13 protein-coding genes, 1 tRNA gene and 1 other RNA gene are annotated in these 17977 nt (G+C 32.7%); 8 read left to right on the top strand and 7 right to left on the bottom strand.

The genetic code is table 11. The features are described from left to right. Positions 1-191 precede the first annotated feature (191 nt). Together H7355_RS04245 and H7355_RS04250 are read left to right on the top strand one after the other, a co-directional pair. Positions 192-1196: an iron-containing redox enzyme family protein gene (locus H7355_RS04245; protein WP_186645482.1), complete on the top strand. Its 1005-nt coding sequence runs from the start codon at positions 192-194 to the stop codon at positions 1194-1196. Then, a complete protein-coding gene (locus H7355_RS04250) occupies positions 1186-2409 on the top strand; it encodes a hypothetical protein (protein WP_186645483.1) in 1224 nt (407 codons plus the stop codon). Before H7355_RS04245 ends, H7355_RS04250 begins: the two co-directional genes overlap by 11 nt. 11 nt (positions 2410-2420) lie before the next feature. Here H7355_RS04250 and dnaE read toward each other — a convergent pair whose 3' ends face one another. The 6 genes from dnaE to ssrS form a co-directional block, all read right to left on the bottom strand. Beyond that, positions 2421-6080 carry a DNA polymerase III subunit alpha gene (gene dnaE / locus H7355_RS04255; protein WP_186645484.1) on the bottom strand — a complete coding sequence of 1220 codons (3660 nt, stop codon included), beginning with the start codon at positions 6078-6080 and terminating at the stop codon, positions 2421-2423. Between the two features lie 22 nt (positions 6081-6102). Next, a complete protein-coding gene (locus tag H7355_RS04260; protein WP_130606222.1) occupies positions 6103-6702 on the bottom strand; it encodes a DUF507 family protein in 600 nt (199 codons plus the stop codon). Between the two features lie 105 nt (positions 6703-6807). Continuing rightward, on the bottom strand, positions 6808-7836 hold the full coding sequence (locus H7355_RS04265; protein ID WP_186645485.1) for a tetratricopeptide repeat protein: 1029 nt from the start codon (positions 7834-7836) through the stop codon (positions 6808-6810). Then, positions 7833-8402: a 16S rRNA (guanine(966)-N(2))-methyltransferase RsmD gene (gene rsmD, locus H7355_RS04270; protein ID WP_186645486.1), complete on the bottom strand. Its 570-nt coding sequence runs from the start codon at positions 8400-8402 to the stop codon at positions 7833-7835. The genes H7355_RS04265 and rsmD overlap by 4 nt, the downstream gene beginning before the upstream one ends. Before the next feature lie 10 nt (positions 8403-8412). Beyond that, positions 8413-9297, bottom strand: a complete 885-nt coding sequence (locus H7355_RS04275) for an aminotransferase class IV (RefSeq protein ID WP_186645487.1) — start codon at positions 9295-9297, stop codon at positions 8413-8415. Positions 9298-9377: 80 nt separating this feature from the next. Further along, positions 9378-9561, bottom strand: a non-coding RNA gene (gene ssrS, locus H7355_RS04280) — 6S RNA. Between the two features lie 168 nt (positions 9562-9729). Between ssrS and H7355_RS16120 the strand changes: the two genes are divergently transcribed. Then, entirely contained in the window at positions 9730-11304 is a 1575-nt protein-coding gene (locus tag H7355_RS16120) for a sigma 54-interacting transcriptional regulator (protein WP_186645488.1), read from the top strand. Here the strand turns inward: H7355_RS16120 and H7355_RS04290 are convergent. After that, positions 11301-11957 (bottom strand): hypothetical protein, encoded by a 657-nt coding sequence (locus H7355_RS04290; protein WP_186645489.1) that lies wholly within the window; start codon positions 11955-11957, stop codon positions 11301-11303. The two genes, H7355_RS16120 and H7355_RS04290, sit on opposite strands and share 4 nt — an antisense overlap. Positions 11958-12177: 220 nt before the next feature. Here H7355_RS04290 and H7355_RS04295 point away from each other — a divergent pair, with 220 nt between their 5' ends. The 5 genes from H7355_RS04295 to H7355_RS04315 all read left to right on the top strand — a co-directional run bounded on the left by H7355_RS04295 (position 12178) and on the right by H7355_RS04315 (position 17977). Further along, positions 12178-13545: a hypothetical protein gene (locus H7355_RS04295; RefSeq protein ID WP_186645490.1), complete on the top strand. Its 1368-nt coding sequence runs from the start codon at positions 12178-12180 to the stop codon at positions 13543-13545. 53 nt (positions 13546-13598) lie between these two features. Further along, a tRNA-Leu gene (locus tag H7355_RS04300) sits at positions 13599-13685 on the top strand. Positions 13686-13814: 129 nt separating this feature from the next. Further along, positions 13815-14531 (top strand): ribonuclease PH, encoded by a 717-nt coding sequence (rph, locus tag H7355_RS04305; RefSeq protein ID WP_186645491.1) that lies wholly within the window; start codon positions 13815-13817, stop codon positions 14529-14531. Between the two features lie 11 nt (positions 14532-14542). After that, the gene (locus H7355_RS04310; protein WP_186645492.1) at positions 14543-15910 is read left to right on the top strand and encodes an ATP-dependent 6-phosphofructokinase; all 1368 of its coding nucleotides are present in this window, start codon (positions 14543-14545) and stop codon (positions 15908-15910) included. Positions 15911-15949: 39 nt separating this feature from the next. After that, positions 15950-17977 (top strand): ATP-binding protein, encoded by a 2028-nt coding sequence (locus H7355_RS04315; RefSeq protein WP_186645493.1) that lies wholly within the window; start codon positions 15950-15952, stop codon positions 17975-17977.

The raw sequence follows: 17977 nt of genomic DNA on the forward strand, positions 1-17977 counted from the left end.
GTAAGGATTAATAATATATTCCATATGGAGATTTTAGTAATGAAAAAAATCAAAAAAAGTGAAAAACCAACAGCAAATACTTCTTCCGTTGTTGGAAGTCCTCGTTGCGGATAATATTCAATACGACATTGACTAAATATTTTTAAAAAAAATATTTAGTCATATTTTTTAATGCGAGCTTGTAATTAAATATGGAAAAAAAATATATTATTCGCCCTAAGTTTATACATAATTTATGGACTACCTATGAGAGTAAGAAAGATTTTAGCTATTTAACTTTTATAGATAATGACTATGAGGTTCCAATTAAAAAAGCAGACGAGTTTTTAAAATTTAGGGGAGCCTGCACCGGACATAATTCCATTGATATCATATCAAAAAGAACAGGTGTTGATAAAAATAAAATTATAGAAATTGTTAAAGAATTTGATGGAATTGGTATGATAAGACCTAATGAAATTCCTATGGATACTTTTTCTGATGAACAGGTTTATAATAAATTTTATGCCGCATGCAATCTTTGGACAGAGCAATTAGACGATACCAGTCTATTTACTTTAATCCTTGAAGGTAAACAAACTTTACAAACATTTCACGGTTTTTTGTTAGAGACATATCATTATATTAAAATCTTTCCAGAAATTATAAATTCTGCATGTAAAGCCACTGAGGATCAAGAATTAAAGGAAATTTTATATAAGTACTATAAACAAGAATTAGGGCATGAAGAATTTATTTTACGCTCGCTTCTTGAACTTGGTTTTACACGGGCTGAAGTTGAAACTTCTGTTCCTCTGGTTTCAACTCAAAATATTTTAGGATTAATGAAGAATCTATTTACAGAATATCCTTTTTCGGTTTTCTTAGTGGCTCGTATGATTGAAGCAGAAGGTTTTGATGACAAAGCTGCCCAGAATACGAATGAAAAAATTGCAAAAATATTTGATATTCCACCTCACGTTTTAAAAACATTTTTTGAACATAATAAGATTGATTATGAGCTAGGGCATCATAAGTTATTAGATGATCATAAAAGATTTGTTCATTTAAATAACAAAGAAGATGCGCACTTTATTTTAAATGCCATGCATGATATCAAGCATGCATTCGATCTGCAAAAACTAGAAATAATTAATTATTATAATATCTTAGGCAATTATATTCCAAGGCAAAAGGTAGACTTTTTTGGGGTTTAAAATACTAAGAAATCCATCTATTCGATTGCTATTATTATTATCATTCATATCTGGAATCGGTATGGGTGTGTTTTTTGAGGCCTCAAATTGGCTTATACTAACCTATGCAAAGAGTTCTTCTCTATTAGCAATCATGACAATGATAAGTTATTTCGTAAGCTTTCTGTTTTTACCTAAAATTGGTCAGTTCATAGACAGTGTTTCTAGGAAATTAATTTTAAAATATATATATGGGTTTAGTCTTCTTTTTTTAACTGTTTTTCTTTTGTTACTCTATTTTAAAATAATAAATGAGTTGCACCTGTCTTTTATCTTAGCTGGATTATGCATATTTTTTAGTTTTATACGCTCATCAGATCAAATTGTTAGAAATGCATATGTGCGTGCAACTTGTACAGAAGAAAATTTTGATACAGCCAATCGCTCTCTCGAAGTGGTACGCCAAGCAATTACATTATTCGTTGGTTTAGTTGGCTTTTTTATCTTGGAATACAATTCAGTTCTTACCATTGTTAATTTAGCTCTAATTACTTTTATCTTATCTTTTATCCTAATTTCATTTTTAAATAATGATAACGTCTTCCAAGGAACCACAAAAGATAAAAACATATTCTTTTCTTTATCTTTATTCAAAAATCATACTCAAATAAAAAAAATAGACGTACATTTGAGAACCATTTTTATTATTTCCAGCTTTCCATTTGTCCTCATAATGGCGGTTAATTTATTGGTTTCTGCCATTTTCAAAAGTGCAAATGCGAGTTTTCAAGCTTTTATTTTATCAACGATTCCCTATGGATTAGGCGCAATCTTAGCTGGATTTATTAGGTATAAAAATGAAAATGGTTTCCTCAAAAACTTTATAAAAAATATGCTGTTTTTTATAATAGCATTACTAATGCTCGTTTTAAATCAAAATATTTTTATTATTTATATTGCGAAATTTGTCTTAGCATTTTCCCATGCATCTATCCGAATAAGTCGCTCTACTTATTTAATGCAAAATATTCCCAATCAATATTTTGGAACAATTAGCTCATATTATGAAACAATATCAATCATAATGATTGCAATCTTGTCTCTGATGGCAGGTTTTTTGGCAGATTTTTTTAACGTTTATATTGCATTAAGTATGATTTTTGTATTCGCAATCGTAAGTATTTTATGGGCATTTAAATTAAAAATAGATTTGCAATTAAAACAGAAAATTTGAAATTAAAGCAATTATTCTGCTATTTGATAATGGTAAACCCGTTCGACTCGAACTAAGCCTGGCCAAGCGTTTTCGATTTCTAAAATGAAATTATCAGTAGGTGTGACGTAGTGATTTCCCATTTTAGCTTTTAATCTGAGTTTATGATTTGGTATAGAAATATCCATATAAAGAGGAGTTTTACCTTTGTTTGTTAGAAGAATGTGAATAAGCTTTTGTAGATTTTCTTTGCTCTTTATAAAGTTTTCTTCAGTAGCAAGAATAATTCTTTTTACAAGTTCAATTCTTTTGTTGGAAACGCGATCAATACTTTGGACAATGCCTTTAACTGTTCCATCCTCAATGCCTTTTTTAATTTTACATTCCACTACGAGTGCATCGCCCATTTTTACCGATTCAGTGAGTGCAGCATATTGTTTACTGAATAACGTTACTTCAAGTTCACCATAGCCATCTTCTAATTTTAAGACTAAAAAAGCATTGCCGTCTTTGTTTTTTTTCTCTTGGTTTAATGTAACAATACCTGCGACTTTCACAGTTTTTCTCTTATAGTCAGGAACTTCATCTGGTTCTAAATAAAGAATGGCTTGATCTAGAGAAATTTCTGAGATTTCTTTTAAGTCAGCACGAATAAGATCGGCTGGATGGCCTGACATATAAAAACCGAGGGTGGCAAACTCATGCGCCAATTGCTCATAAAATGTCCAAGGGCGAGTTGGTTTTATTTGAATCGGTAAGAGTGCATTTGCTATTTTTGTCGGACAATTTTCGGAACGCACTTTTGTGGGGAGAATATTGGGGAGAAATACAAAGTCACTTTGGTTTTTCTTATTATTTTCTACTATAGGATAGCTATTTGCTCCAGATACTTTTGGATTTATTGTTGGAGTCTCATCTGTAAACATAGCAAATATATCAAAACTGGTACTTTCTTCACGCTCAGCTTCTTTTGCAATTGTTTTGAGCCATGTATCTGAATTGGCTATAAGCTCGGCTCGATTGCTAGCGATTGAATCGAAAGCGCCAGCTTTTATAAGGCTTTCCATTACTTTTTTATTTAATTTTCTAGCATCTAATCGAGCAATAAATTCTGGGACAGTGGTAAAGATACCGTTTTTTTCACGTTCTTCAACGATCATATTGATAATGCCAGATCCAAGTCCTTTAACGGCACCTAAGCCAAATTGAATAATTTTATCCGCAGGAATGCTAAATTCGAAACGAGAATAATTGACACAAGGAGGGCGAATGGCGATTTTCATTCTTTTACAATCACGAACGTAACCCACAATTTTATCCGTGTTATCTAAGTCACAGGTCATTATTGCAGTCATAAATTCAGTTGGATAATATGTTTTGAGCCATGCTGTTTGGTACGTTACCCAGCCATAGGCGGCTGTGTGACTTTTATTAAAACCATATTCTGCAAATTTTGCCATGAGGTCGAAAAGTTCGGCGGCTTTCTGTGGATCGTGACCATTTTCTGTTGCACCAGAAACAAAACGACTTTTTTGTCGTTCCATTTCATTTTTATCTTTTTTCCCCATGGCGCGTCTCAATAAGTCCGCTTCCCCAAGTGAATAATTAGCTAAAACAGCAGCGATTTTTTGCACCTGTTCTTGATAAACAATGACTCCATATGTGTCACTTAAAATGGGTTCAAGTTCAGAAAATGGGTACTCAACTTGCGTCTCACCATGTTTGCGTTTGACAAAATCGTCAACCATCCCTGAGCCTAACGGGCCAGGGCGAAAAAGGGCAAGAACCGCAATAATATCTGTGAAACAGGTTGGTTTTAAGTTTGCAATGAGTTTGCGCATACCATTGGACTCAAGCTGAAAGATACCTGTCACATGGGCAGTCGAAATCATTTCATAGACTTTAGGATCTTCGAGTTCAATACTGTCAATGTCAATTTCAATATTGTGTCTTTTTTGTGTTAGTTTTACAGCATTATCAATAACTGTTAAGGTTTTTAATCCTAAAAAGTCAAATTTAATAAGACCAATTTTTTCAGCATATTTGTTTTCAAATTGGGTGAGAAGTTGTCCATCTGTTTCAAGCAAAGGGCATCGTTCATCGAGTGCACGATCGGATATAATAACCCCAGCAGCATGTATCCCAAGAGAACTAAGAGTACCTTCTACTTCCAGAGCGCTTTCCCATAAATTCCTTGCGCGTTCATCGGAGTCGAGTCTTTCTTGAATTTTGGCTTCTTCTTTGATGGCTTGTTCAAGAGTGATACCAGGGGATTCTGGAATCAATTTGGCAAATTCATTGCTCTCATGAAAAAACCAGCCATTGATACGCGCAAGATTTTTGAGCGCATTTTTTGCCATCATTCGCCCAAATGTAACTATTTGTGAGACAGCTCGATTTCCATATTTTTGATAGACATAATTTAGAACATCTCCTCGTCTATCTTGGCAAAAGTCCGTGTCTATATCGGGCATTGAGATGCGGTCTGGATTTAAAAAACGTTCAAATAAAAGATTAAAGCGGATGGGATCAATATTTGTAATACGCAAAGCATAGGTAACAATACTGCCTGCAGCAGAACCTCGACCAGGTCCAACAGGTATTTTTTGTTCTTTTGCCCAATTGATAAAGTCTTGAACGATTAAAAAATAGCCCGAAAATTTCATTTTTAAGATCACCGAGAGTTCATATTCAAGGCGTTTTTTATATTCATCCCAGACATTTTCATTAAATGATTGACCCATCCAATGGGCAACTGCGCCTTTACGTGCTTCTAGACCTGAGCGTGAAAGACGGACTAGGCAGTCATCGGAAGTTTCATTTTCTCTTTGCCGGTAATCAGGCATAAATATACTTTTTGTGTCGATTTTTACCTGACATCTATCAGCAATTTTTTTTGTATTTTGCAATGCTTCTGGATAGGCGGAGAACTTTAATTGCATCTCTTCAAATGTTGGCAAATGAAAATCTATTGAACTTGGGATCCCTCTTACATCCGATTTTTGCAATTTATGCTTAATTGCAAGAAGTGACATATGGGTTTCTTTATCGCTTTTATTTATGTAATGCACATCTGCAGATGCAACAATACTAATGTCGTTATTATTTGCCAATTGAACGAGTTTTGGAATCAGTTCTTTTTGTTCTGGAATTCCATTGTCAATAAGTTCGATAAATAGATTTTTTTTTCCAAAGATCTGGATCAATTTGTCCAGATAAAATTGTGCACTCTTTTCGTCATTATTTAATAAATGCGTAGAAAGCTCACCTTTTAAACAGCTTGTTAAACAAATTAATCCTTTAGCATGCTGAGTGATATCTGCGAAAGTAACAGAAGTAGAGTCTATAAATACATTATTTTTTCCAGTTGTATTTGCAATTGTGCACAGTTTAATAAGATTTGCATAACCTTCACTATTTTCAGCAAGTAATATTAAATGAGAAACTTGTTTCTTGTTTTCAAGATATAAACTTTCAACATTTATTTCATAGCCAATAATGCCATTTATTTTTTCTGCCTGACAAGAGAGATAGAATTCAAGCACACCATGCATGGCATCATGATCTGTGAGTGCAGCCGCTTTGGCCCCTCTTTTCGTGAGCTCTTTTACTAATTTTTTGACTTTTATGGAACCGTCAAGAAGGGAGTACTCGGAATGGATATGGAGGTGGACAAATTCTTCTGGCTGCACGTGTTATTATTCTCTTTTGTACTTAGCCGCCCACAGTTGTTGTTTCATCAGATGATTTTTGATTGGCAATACGTTGGCGGACTTCGTTGTAGCATTTATCGAATGCAATACACCAAGCGTGGTTGTATGATTCTTCACCACTCTTCTTATTCACTATTTTTTCGACGGCTTCAATGATGCGGTCGTCTTCAACACGAAAACGATGGATTGCGCGGGCAATACAGTTTTGTACTTTCATATCTTCACTAAAGAAATCGATACCATCTATTTTCCAAATGGCTTTTAAAACTTTTTCTGCGAGGGAGTCAGCACGTTCTGGCTCATCACCTAGAATCACGCGTTTTGAGCGTGCAAGGCGAACTTTGACTTCTTCAACTAGGCTTTCAAAGCTTTTGCCAGAGGACTTAGCTATTTGGCTTTGGGCAGACACGAGGCGCTCTGCTTCACGTGAGAGACGGTCTTCAGTGCGGGAGTCATCTTCGAGAACATTCGAAATTTGTTCAATAACTTTCTCTTCAATCCGTTCTTCGGTATCATAGTCAAGTTCAATATGTCCTGAACTCTTAAGAACTTTAAACACACGTTCTGCGAGTCGTTCGAGTTGTTCTGATGAGAGTTTCATCGTGAGATACCTTTCTTATGGGACGCTTTGTCATTTTACAAATAAACGCTGAGCTTTTTTATGAAGCTCAATTAGATATTATAGTTAACCAATCTAGCGCATGCGTCAATCAGATTTCTTACCTTGGGTAAATTTTTTGGACTCGAGTAAATTTAGAGAAGCTTGCGCTTGCTTATTTTCAGCTTCAAGATTTTTATATTCTGAGCTAATTTCTACAAAGCGTTTATAATAAAAGGCTGCTTTTTTAGGATCATTATTGGTATAAATTTTTCCTAAGAGATAGAGAGCTTCCGGATAGTTTGGTTCAGAAGCATGGGCTTTTTCGAGTTTATTTTTAGCAAGAAGTGTATTATTTGCTTTTATATCACATTTTGCCGAATCTGTTAAAGTAGACGCTAAAAATGGTCTATATTTTAAAACTATTTCATATATTTTCTGTGCTTTTTCACAGTTATTCACTCCAGCATAAGCATTGCCAAGAACATTTAATAGCAAGATTTTTTCGGTTTCAGCAGTTGTTTGATCTTTACTTACAATGCGGAAATCGGATTTTTCAAATTCTTGCATAGCTTTAATGGCTTTAGTGTAGCGTTCTTTTTTAATATCAATGCTAGTTGAAATAAGGAGTAATTGTAAATCAAGCGGGTTTTTTTCAAAATTTCTCTTAATCAATTTTTCAGCTTGATCATATTCACCAAGTTTTAAATAAACCCAGCTTAAAGATTTTTGCACTCTTAGTTCAGCTGGAGAAATATTCAGGGATTGTTGATATGCTTTTATCGCATCGTTATCGTTACCTAGAGCTCTATTTGCTTCTCCGAGAAAATAAAAAAGTTCTGCATCTTTTGTATAATAGGATGATACATCTTTTAACAATTCAATAGCTTCTTTATATTTTCCAATTTTTACAGATACCAACCCAAGATTTCTTTTAGCGGTTGTTGAATTAGGTTCTTCTTTTAAAGCAAGCCGATATTGATTAGCAGAGCTTTGAAAATCACCTTTTTCTGCATATTTGTTTCCAGAAATAATATAATTTAAACTTTCTGATGATATTTTTGTACTTGAGCAACTACTAATAAAAATTAATATAATAAAAGAAAATAATAAATTAACAAATGTTTTTTTTATCATATTTCTTCCCTTTTTCTCCATATCTCAATTTTTGTTTTGCCATAGATGCGTTCGTCATCTTTAGACCACCCTTTAATATTCGATTGTATCGAAATTTCGAGATCTTTCCGCATTTCAAAAATGACAGTGCAATTTTTATTACAAACTTTTGCTTTTTCTAATTCCTCAAGGGAATGGGCGTACCAAGGAGATTTATAAGGAGGATCTGCAAAAATGAGATCAAATTTTTCTTGGGAAGAATAGGATGCAAGAAATCTTGTCACATCTGATTTGACAATTGAATAGGCTGAATTGGGAACTTGCAGAGAATCTAAATTCATTTGAATGCATTGAGCAGGTTCATGATTCTTTTCGACAAAAGTGACTCTGTTTGCCCCTCTACTCAATGCTTCAATACCTAAAGATCCACTGCCAGAGAAGAGATCGAGCACATTCACTGCATGTAATTCTTGAGCAAGCATATTAAAAATGCTTTCTTTGACCCGATCTGAAGTTGGGCGAGTGATGTCATTTCCTGAGGCTGTTGTTAAATTTCTTCTTTTATACTTTCCTGCAATTACTCTCATGCAATTAACCTTATTCCATTTGATCTTCTAGCACTTTATTTAATTTCTCGAAAAGTTTTTTCTGAGAATGAATATCAAAGTGAGTTGTATCTATTTTGTTTACAGGAACTATTCCTCGAATAGATGAAATAATGCCGCAGCCAATGGCTTCAGCAAGATTATCTAGATTTAATTCTTTCCAAGCGAAATGTAAATTTGTTTTTTGCATGCCTTGAATAAGTTTAGATAAAGTAGTTCCTGCAAGGCAACTCCCTTTAAAAGAAGCAGAATATACATTACTCTTCTCGTCAAACCAGATAAAGTTTGCTGTAGTGGATTCAGTGATTAAATTTAAATTATTATAAAAGAGTGCGTCATTATAACCTTCTTTTTTTGCAATTTCAAGACACATTAAATTATATAAATAAGAACAGCTTTTTATGTCGATTAAACCTTGCGCTCTTAAATCTGGTAAACATTTTAATGAAATGCCATTCATATATTGCTCTTGTGATGGTCCAACAGCATTTCTGCAAATTATGATGACGTTTGGGTTTGGTAAAATTTCGTTCGTTCTTTTGATGCTTAGATCAAAAGAATTACCACCTGTTATAATAATTCTTAATTGCACTTTAAGAGGTTTTGGATCACTTAATTTATAATTGATTTCAGCGCAGTGCTGGCACCAATCTTTTAATAATTTTTCATCTGGAATTTTAATAAATGAACTTTCACAACTGAGCTTCATTCTTTCAAAATGACTTTCCCACGAAATAATTTTATCGCCCTTTACAAGCAAAGTTTCAAAAATGGAATGACCAAATAAAAAACCACGATCGGAAATTGGAATTTTAGCTTCATGTAATGGAGTAAATGTTCCATTAATACATGAAATTCCATTATGTTGATTTGACATATTGAATCCTTTTTCTAATATAAAAGAGCATATTTCTCATTTAAGATTAATTTTAATATTAATTGGAGGGAATTTTGGAATGAACACCTTGGGCAGTTATGAAATAGGAGAAACCCACTCTTTAAAAGTGGATGCTTCTGAAATTCCTTTTAGGCTTCCCTCGATCGTACAAGCCGGAGGGCATGCTCACCAAGAATTTTTCAGCTTCCTGTTACGTTATTTGTAGGTTCTGCCACATTGTTACAAGAACTACCCAAGGCTAAAAGCATTATGCTTACAAAACAGATGATCGTCAAGAGGGAAAGAAAAATAGGATCATTCCTACCTATTTTTGCCTAGAAGTGTCTCATATTTTTACAAAGTGAATAAAGTTTTAACACATAAATACCGACATAGGGATCATGTCCAATAACTTAAAGCTGAGGAGTTGTTGTGATTGAAGAAAGTGATATTAATTTCGAAGATTTTGAGAAACTAAATATAATTAATAAATTAAGGCAGATAATCGGGAATTGGTGGAATATTCAACTTAATTTTACAGATGAAAAAGGTGTATTGAAAGGGGTTCCGCAAGGAAAATTTTTTAATGCAAAAAATCCAGTCTGCAAACTGATTACAGAAAGCGAAAAAACATTTCCAGACTGCGTAGATATTGCTTCAAAAACAACGATAGAATCGGAGGAAGCGGAAGCTTATTTACTATCGACATGTCATGCTGGTTTTAGTACAATGTCATTGCCATTAAAATTAGGAAAAAAATATTTAGGTTGTATTTTTGCAGATGGCTTTTTAATTGAAGAAACAGTCGATGAACAAAAAGATCGACTTAGAATGTATTTAAAAAAACACTTCAATGGAAATACAAAAGAATTAGAAGATTATATTGCTAAACTACCCGTCTTATCTTTAAAAGAAGTTAGTTATTTAAAAGAGCTGCTTGAAGTTGTGCTTGATGAAATATTAAATTTAAGAAAAACAATTTCTGATAATACAGAGAGTTTTCATGCATTGTCAAATAATTTAAAAACTCAGTGGACATTTGAAAATATAGTCGGAAAAAGTCAAGCGATGCAAAATGTTTTTAAATTGTTGTTAAAAATAAAAGAAAGTGAAGCGACTATACTCATAACAGGAGAAAATGGAACAGGAAAAGAAGGTATAGCTAAATCAATTCATGTGAACTCTAAAAGAAAAAATGAAAACTTTATTGTCCAAAATTGTGGAGCAATAAATGATAATCTCCTTGAGACAGAACTATTTGGTCACGTGAAAGGAGCATTTACCAATGCAATTAAAGATAAAAAAGGATTGTTTGAACTTGCCGATAAAGGAACTCTTTTTTTAGATGAAATAGGAGATACTTCACCTTCAATGCAAGTTAAGCTCTTGCGAGTTTTGCAAGAAGGAACATTCTTGTCCGTGGGAGGTAGTGAACAAAAAAAAGTTGATGTAAGAATCCTTGCTGCTACAAATAGAAATTTAGAACAAATGGTTAAGGATGGTACATTTAGGGAGGATTTATATTATCGGCTAAATGTAATTAATGTTAAACTTCCTCCACTTCGAGAAAGAAAAGAAGATATTCCAATTTTAATATCAAAATTCTTATCAGATTATTCCAAATTAAATAATGTAAATATAAAAAAAATCAGTGCTTCTTGCATATATAAAATGGAGAAATATGATTGGCCAGGAAATGTAAGGGAATTGCAAAATGAGGTTGAAAGGCTGTGTGTTTTATCTGGAGATGAGAAAGAAATAAAAGATGATCTTCTATCAGACAGAATTTACGGTGTTCAAGAAAAAGAAGATATTTTTAAGACCATAAATACAAGTGGAACATTAAAAGATGCTGTAGAAAATCTCGAGAAAACTATGATTTTAACTTTTCTCGAAAATGAAAACTGGAATAAAAGTCGTGCAGCAAAAAAATTAGGTATAAGCAGAGCAAGTTTAATTATGAAATGTGAGAAATATAATTTTGAACGTGTTAGAAAAGAAAACTAAATATCATTTTCATATAACTTCTTTTCAAGAATATATTGTAGAGATTTTTCATTTTGTGCGTTTAAAGAAAATCTTTTTTTTGATTTAAGCTCATACTTATAAGCTTCTTTTTCGGCTTTAATTGTCCCGATTTTTTTATTTTGATATCTAAAATCATTATTATATAATAATTTATTTAATAAATTGTATTCAATTTCATAAAAATAATGATATAAAAAATTTATAAATTCTATTTTTACAAATGACTGGTTACCATGAATTTCAACTTCATGAGCTAATGTTGAGCCTAGTAAGCCCCAATTCTCAAATGCTTCATCTCCAATATAAATATTTTTTTTGGGAGAAAAAATCATTCCTGACGTTAAACCTCTTACGTTCAAGTTAGGATCATAGACTGGTTGTTTAGAGTTTTTATTTTTATCTATTGAGAAAAGAGCCATAGCAAGTTGTATGCATCGGTTGCTTTTTTCGGGTGGTGAACTTGGGTATAAAACAGGAATTTCGATTAAATTTTCTTGTATATTTTCATATTGCCTTTTTTCTCTGTAGTTCAATAAAAGACAATAAAACATTATTGATATGAATAATAAAATTGGTGCTATTCTAAAAATAGAATAAAAAATATTTGTTTTAATGATTGTATTTATTTTCATTTTTTTAGTTAAAATGGCTGCAGAATAGGCAGTCCATATCCTCTAAAACATATAAGAAAGATCTGTGCCAAAAATTTTTAAAATATATCACAAAAAAATCAAATATTTATAAAGTATTAAAAATCTGAGGATCTCTTGAACTGTATGGTTTATGAACACTTTTAATTATAGGTGTTAAATATTTATACACTTATTCATTTCATTATAGGCGATATTTTATATGGATTGGAAAAGGTTTAAAATTATTTATATTTGTTATTTTTTCATTGTTTTGCAAGGAAATAGTTATGCTATGAACAGAAAAGAGCTTATAAAACTGTCATCTGAAATTGTTGAATTATATGGAAAAAAAAGTGCAAAAGTCATTACAGATTTAGATAAAGAGAAAATGGAACAGAAGTTTTATGACATCAAAGAAATTGTTCAAGCGGATTTGAAAAGCGGCGATAAAAATGCAGCAATTGATATTTACTTATTTTTAAAAGGTCTGCTTAAAAATGATATAACATCACTACAATCACTGATCTCAGCAGATAATATCGAAACTTTCGCCAAGGACTTAGCACAACTTATTGATTACTCTGGGGCTCAAAAATTATCTTTTGCTCTAAAAGAGAATAGAATCGCTTATAAAACATCTATACATATAAAAAAAAATATAGAACAAAAAAACTGCCAAGTCTATTGGAATGGAAAACTTTTAGAAAACAAAAAATCTATACTTTTACCTGTTGGTGTTCCTGTTTATATTAGTCTATTTTGTCCTAATAATTTATTTGAAGTAAAATATATTCAATCTTCAGAAACACAAACTAAATTAGCAGTTGTTTTTGACCAATTAAAAAAAATACAATTTAATAATAAAAGTATGATGCCAAACCCTAACAAATACAATTCACAATATTTATCGTTAACTTTAAATAAAAGCACTCCTAAAAGTCAGCTTGATAAAATTAAATCAACAGAAAATATGCATGACATTCAAACTAATATTCAAGATAAAAGTAGACAGAATCTCTCTAAAATAGAATTAATCAATCTGGAAAAAGCTGAAAAAGTTTATTCTTCTTTACGAATTGGGAGTGGTTTTGCTATGATTTATGATTTTGGTTCTCTTAAAAAATTAAATACGACACAATTTGGTTTATCCAAAGGCTTTATTTTTGCTTGGGAGGCCTTTATTCAGTTTAAAAATTTTGTATTTTTATTTAATTACGCAAAATTCAATGCTGAGAATTTAAATTCAATCGTATTTACTAATGGTAATTATAATGATAATATTACATATAATTATGCAAGTAAAAAAATTTATAGCTATTTTAAAACGTCTTTGGGATATCGCTTTATTCTAGATGATATATTTAAAAATTATAATATGAATGTAGATACATTAATAAATTACTCTAGAATAATTTCAACACAACCCTCAACATTTTCTCAGGGAATTGGTTTCCAAATTGCTTGTGGCTTATCAAAGCAAATTATTTCAAATTTGAATTTGGAATTTAGTCTCGGTAGCGCTTATTCGTTCGGTACGTTAGGAGGATTCCAAGTTATTTCTTCCACCCGCTTGGTATACCTTTTTTAAAATCTGAATTTTTCTTGACAACTCAATTGCCTACTTCTAATTATTATCCTTATGCGGAGGTGGCGGAATTGGTAGACGCGCTCGTTTCAGGTGCGAGTGATCGCAAGATCTTTGGAGTTCGAGTCTCCTCCTCCGCACCATTTTGCTCCTAAAATTTTCTAACTTCTTTTCTTTCCCTATTTGCATAAATTTTTTATTGTGCCACTTTCTAGGATTGAGACGGATCATTATCGAAAACGTCTATTTTATTTTTTATTGAGGTAAATTCAATGTCACTTCGTTCACAGGGTCGTAGCGCTTCACAACCTCGGCCACTCAAAATTACTCCAAAGTTTTTAAAAAATCCAATGGGTTCCGTACTTGTTGAGTATGGCGAGACACGTGTTTTATGCACTGCAAGCGTTGAAGATTCCGTTCCAAATTGGATGCGCGGCACTCGTGGCCAAGGTTGGGTCACTGCTGAGTACTCATTGCTTCCTGGTTCAACTCATGATCGCACTCGTCGTGAGCGCCAACACCTATCTGGCCGCACACAAGAGATTCAAAGACTTATAGGTCGTTCGCTTCGCTCCGTTGTAGATATGAAACTTTTGGGTGAGCGCACTATCATTCTTGACTGTGATGTATTGCAGGCGGATGGTGGCACACGCACAGCTGCAATTACAGGTGGATATGTTGCATTAAAACTAGCAATAGAAGCCCTTATTAAACAAAATAAAATTAAAACAAATCCGTTGCGCGATGCAGTTGCTGCAGTGTCAGTAGGAATTATAGAAGAACAAGTTTACGTCGATCTTGATTATCATGAAGATCAAAAAGCAGATGTCGACTTAAACGTTGTTATGACTGCAAGTGGACAACTTCTCGAAGTTCAAGGGACAGCAGAGAAGCGCCCTTTTAATCGTGATCAATTGAACAAGATGCTTGATCTTGCATCCGATGCTTTGAAAGAAGCTTTTGATGAACAGAATGCTGCATTTGCTTGAGGTCTTAGAAAATGGAAACCACAGAAATTAAACCAGAAATCTTCTTAATTGAAAGCCTCACTGAGACTTTTGGTCAAGCTACATTGCCTTCACCTCTTAAAAATTCATTTCAGACCGGAAACTTTGTTGAGGATGGAAAAGATAGGGTTTTGGTAGATATTTCTTTGGAAGGCCTTTTAAAAGCTTCTCGACCTGATAGCGGAAAAATTGTTTTTCAACCGCCAACTTTTGAGTTGGCGGGACCTAGAGAAAAAATATTTTGGAATCCTGAGAATACTAAAGTTGCTATCGTAACTTGTGGCGGTCTTGCTCCTGGATTAAACAATGTTATACAAAATCTAGTTACATTTTTATCTGATCGTTATCGAGTAAAGAATATTTACGGCGTTCCTTATGGATATCAAGGGTTTTCTCATGACCCACAAACCAAACGTTTCTCTTTTGGCTGGCGTCGACTCGATCCTTTCTCTGTGCAAAATATCGATTTTGAAGGAGGAAGTGTGCTTGGTACAGGTAGAGGACATTCAAACCATGTCGCAATTGTTGACGCACTCATGCTCCGTGACATTAATATTTTATTTACGATCGGTGGCGATGGTACCTTAGCTGGTGCAAACGCTATTCACGAAGAAATTAAGCGCAGAAAAGTTCCAATTACTTTGATCGGAATACCTAAAACAATTGATAACGATGTTCTTTGGGTTAGTAAAACATTTGGCTTTGAATCCGCTGTTGGCAAGGCTGTGGAGGCTCTACGCTGCGCACAAACAGAAGCACGCTCAGCTTTTCATGGCATTGGCCTCGTTAAAATCATGGGACGTAACTGTGGAGCTCTCACGGCAACAGCTGCAGTTGCAATGAATGATATTGATTTCGTCTTAGTCCCTGAGGTTCCCATTAAACTGGAAGGACCGAATGGTTTGCTTAACACAATTGTAAAAAAAGTGATTGATAAAGGTTATATAACCATTGCAGTTGCTGAAGGCGCTGGTCAAGATCTTTTCCCACCATCTGAAATTGAAAAAGACGCCAGTGGCAATATTAAATTAAAAGATATTGGAAAATTTCTTCAGAAGAAAATTGTTGATGAATTTAAAGCAAGAAATATTGAAACCACATTAAAATATATAGACCCAAGCTATATGTTACGTTCTCAAACCACATCAGCGGATGATTCCGTTTTTTGTGCAAAATTAGGTCAAAATGCTGTTCATGCTGCCATGGCTGGAAAAACCGGTTGCATGATAGGATATGCGCATGAACGTTTTACACATGTTCCTTTAGCTGCCGTAGCCGTAGGGAAAAAACGCTTAGACACAAATGAATCTATTTGGTTATCCGTTCTTGCTTCGACGGGACAGCCTGCGCATTGGGAATAATTTATTTAAAGTTTTTTCTGAACGGAGCTAATTTCTTTAATGAGTTCCAAATCAAAGACACTTAAAATTTATTTTATTCAGGCCATCCTTCTTTCAGCGCTTGTTCCTTTTATTTTTTCTATTTGGTTATTATGGACAATATTACAGAGCTCAAATGAAAAAATAAAGATAGCAAATGATCATCTTGAGCAAAGCTATTTACTTCAACTTGTAGATACCTTTCATAAGATTCAAAGTGCTGCCTATATGGTTGCACTGTCTGAAAGTCTTAATTCATATTTTCAATCAACAATTGACAATGAATATACGCATAAAAAACAACTGGAAAGTGTAATTCAATCTGCAAGGAATGCGCTGTGTTATAAAGAAACTCGTTGGGTTATCTATGGCTCACGTGGAAAAGCATTGATGCAGATTCCAACACAAAATTTTTACCCGACGCAAATGCCTAATATTGGCAATGATTCAGAATTTAGTATCAATGTGAAGCGGACTGAAATCGAGTTTATTTTACCACTTTCTTATCAACTCAATCCTGTTTCAAAAAGATTAAAAAATAATTTAGGGTTTATTTATATAACAGTGCCTATTACTGAAATAAAGCGTCAATTTCCAAACTTGATTCATATCTATAAAGTATCGAGCAGTCTAGATATCAAAGATTTTAAGGTTTTATTTAAACTAGAAACACAAAAAGAAAATAATCTTTATTTCTTATATGTTTATATTATAATTATATTAGTGCTCTTATCTGTAGCTATTTACTGGGGTGTTAAGTTATTTCAAAAGAGAATTGTTGAGAAACTTTTGTCATTGAGGGCAAGGGTCTTAAATGAAATGAAATACACAGATAAGCGTAAAATAAATAATGAACTTGATTCTTTATCAATAACTTTTGAATTTTATCTTAAATACACTATGTTTTTACAATATGAAATTAGAAAAAGTTCTCAACTTGCTGCTGTAGGCAATTTAGCCCACTCAATTGCCCATGATGTGAGAAGACCCTTTTCTAATCTTTATTTTTTCTTGCAGGAATTAAAAAACTGCAACCAAATTAAACAAGTTGGATTTCTTATAAAGGAATTCGAACCAGCTTTTACGGAATCAAAAAATTATATCGAACATTTATTAAATGAAGTTATGGATGCTGGTATCACTAAACTCAATATCTCCGAGAAAGTCAAACTCGAAGATCTTCTCTTTAAGACTTTTTTAACTGTAGGTAATATTAAAGAAAACAAGAAAATCGAAATTGAATATGAATTTTCGCATAGTTTTTATTTAGATATCGATGAAGTAAGAATAATGCGAGTTATTTTAAATATTATTTCGAACGCAGTTGAAGCTATCCTTGAACAAGGTAAAATTTGGATTCATACAGAAGACATTAAAGTTGATAATCTTGATTATGTAGAAATATCTATTGGTAATTCAAACTCGTTTATCGAAAAAGAGTATTTGCAAACGATATTTGATCCATTTTATACGATGAATAAAGAAAAAGGGACGGGTTTAGGTCTTTCCATTGCGCAAAAAATTATAAAATTACATGGTGGCGAAATAGAATGTTTTTCAGAATTTGACAAAGGTGTAGAATTTATTTTTTATTTGCCTGCAAATAAAGAAACATATAATCCCTACTTTTCTAAGCTACCCAAGAAATTAATAGGTAACAAACTAAAAGCCATTCAGACTAAAACGAATATGGAAAAATCAACTTTTGTCTTAATAGATGATGATCCATTAGTTGGAAGATCTTGGAAAAGATATTTAGGTAATATAGAATTTATAGCTTTTTCATCTCCTGAAGAATTTTTTAATCATGTGAATAAAACAGAAAATTTTGTTAAAAATATTTCAATTCTTGTTACAGATTATTATTTCGGCTCAAAGTCAGATTATGATTTCTTTGTCTTTGCAAGGAGCTTACGAGATATATATTTTAATAAAATATTTTTATCAAGTGATGTTCAAATAACTGATTATAAAATGTTAGATGAATTAGGGATTGTAAAGATAGATAAAAGACCCCATTCTATTAAAGAACTATTGTCAATTATTTGA

The sequence above is a fragment of the Fluviispira vulneris genome (assembly GCF_014281055.1).
GTDB classification, from domain to species: Bacteria; Bdellovibrionota_B; Oligoflexia; order Silvanigrellales; family Silvanigrellaceae; genus Silvanigrella; species Silvanigrella vulneris.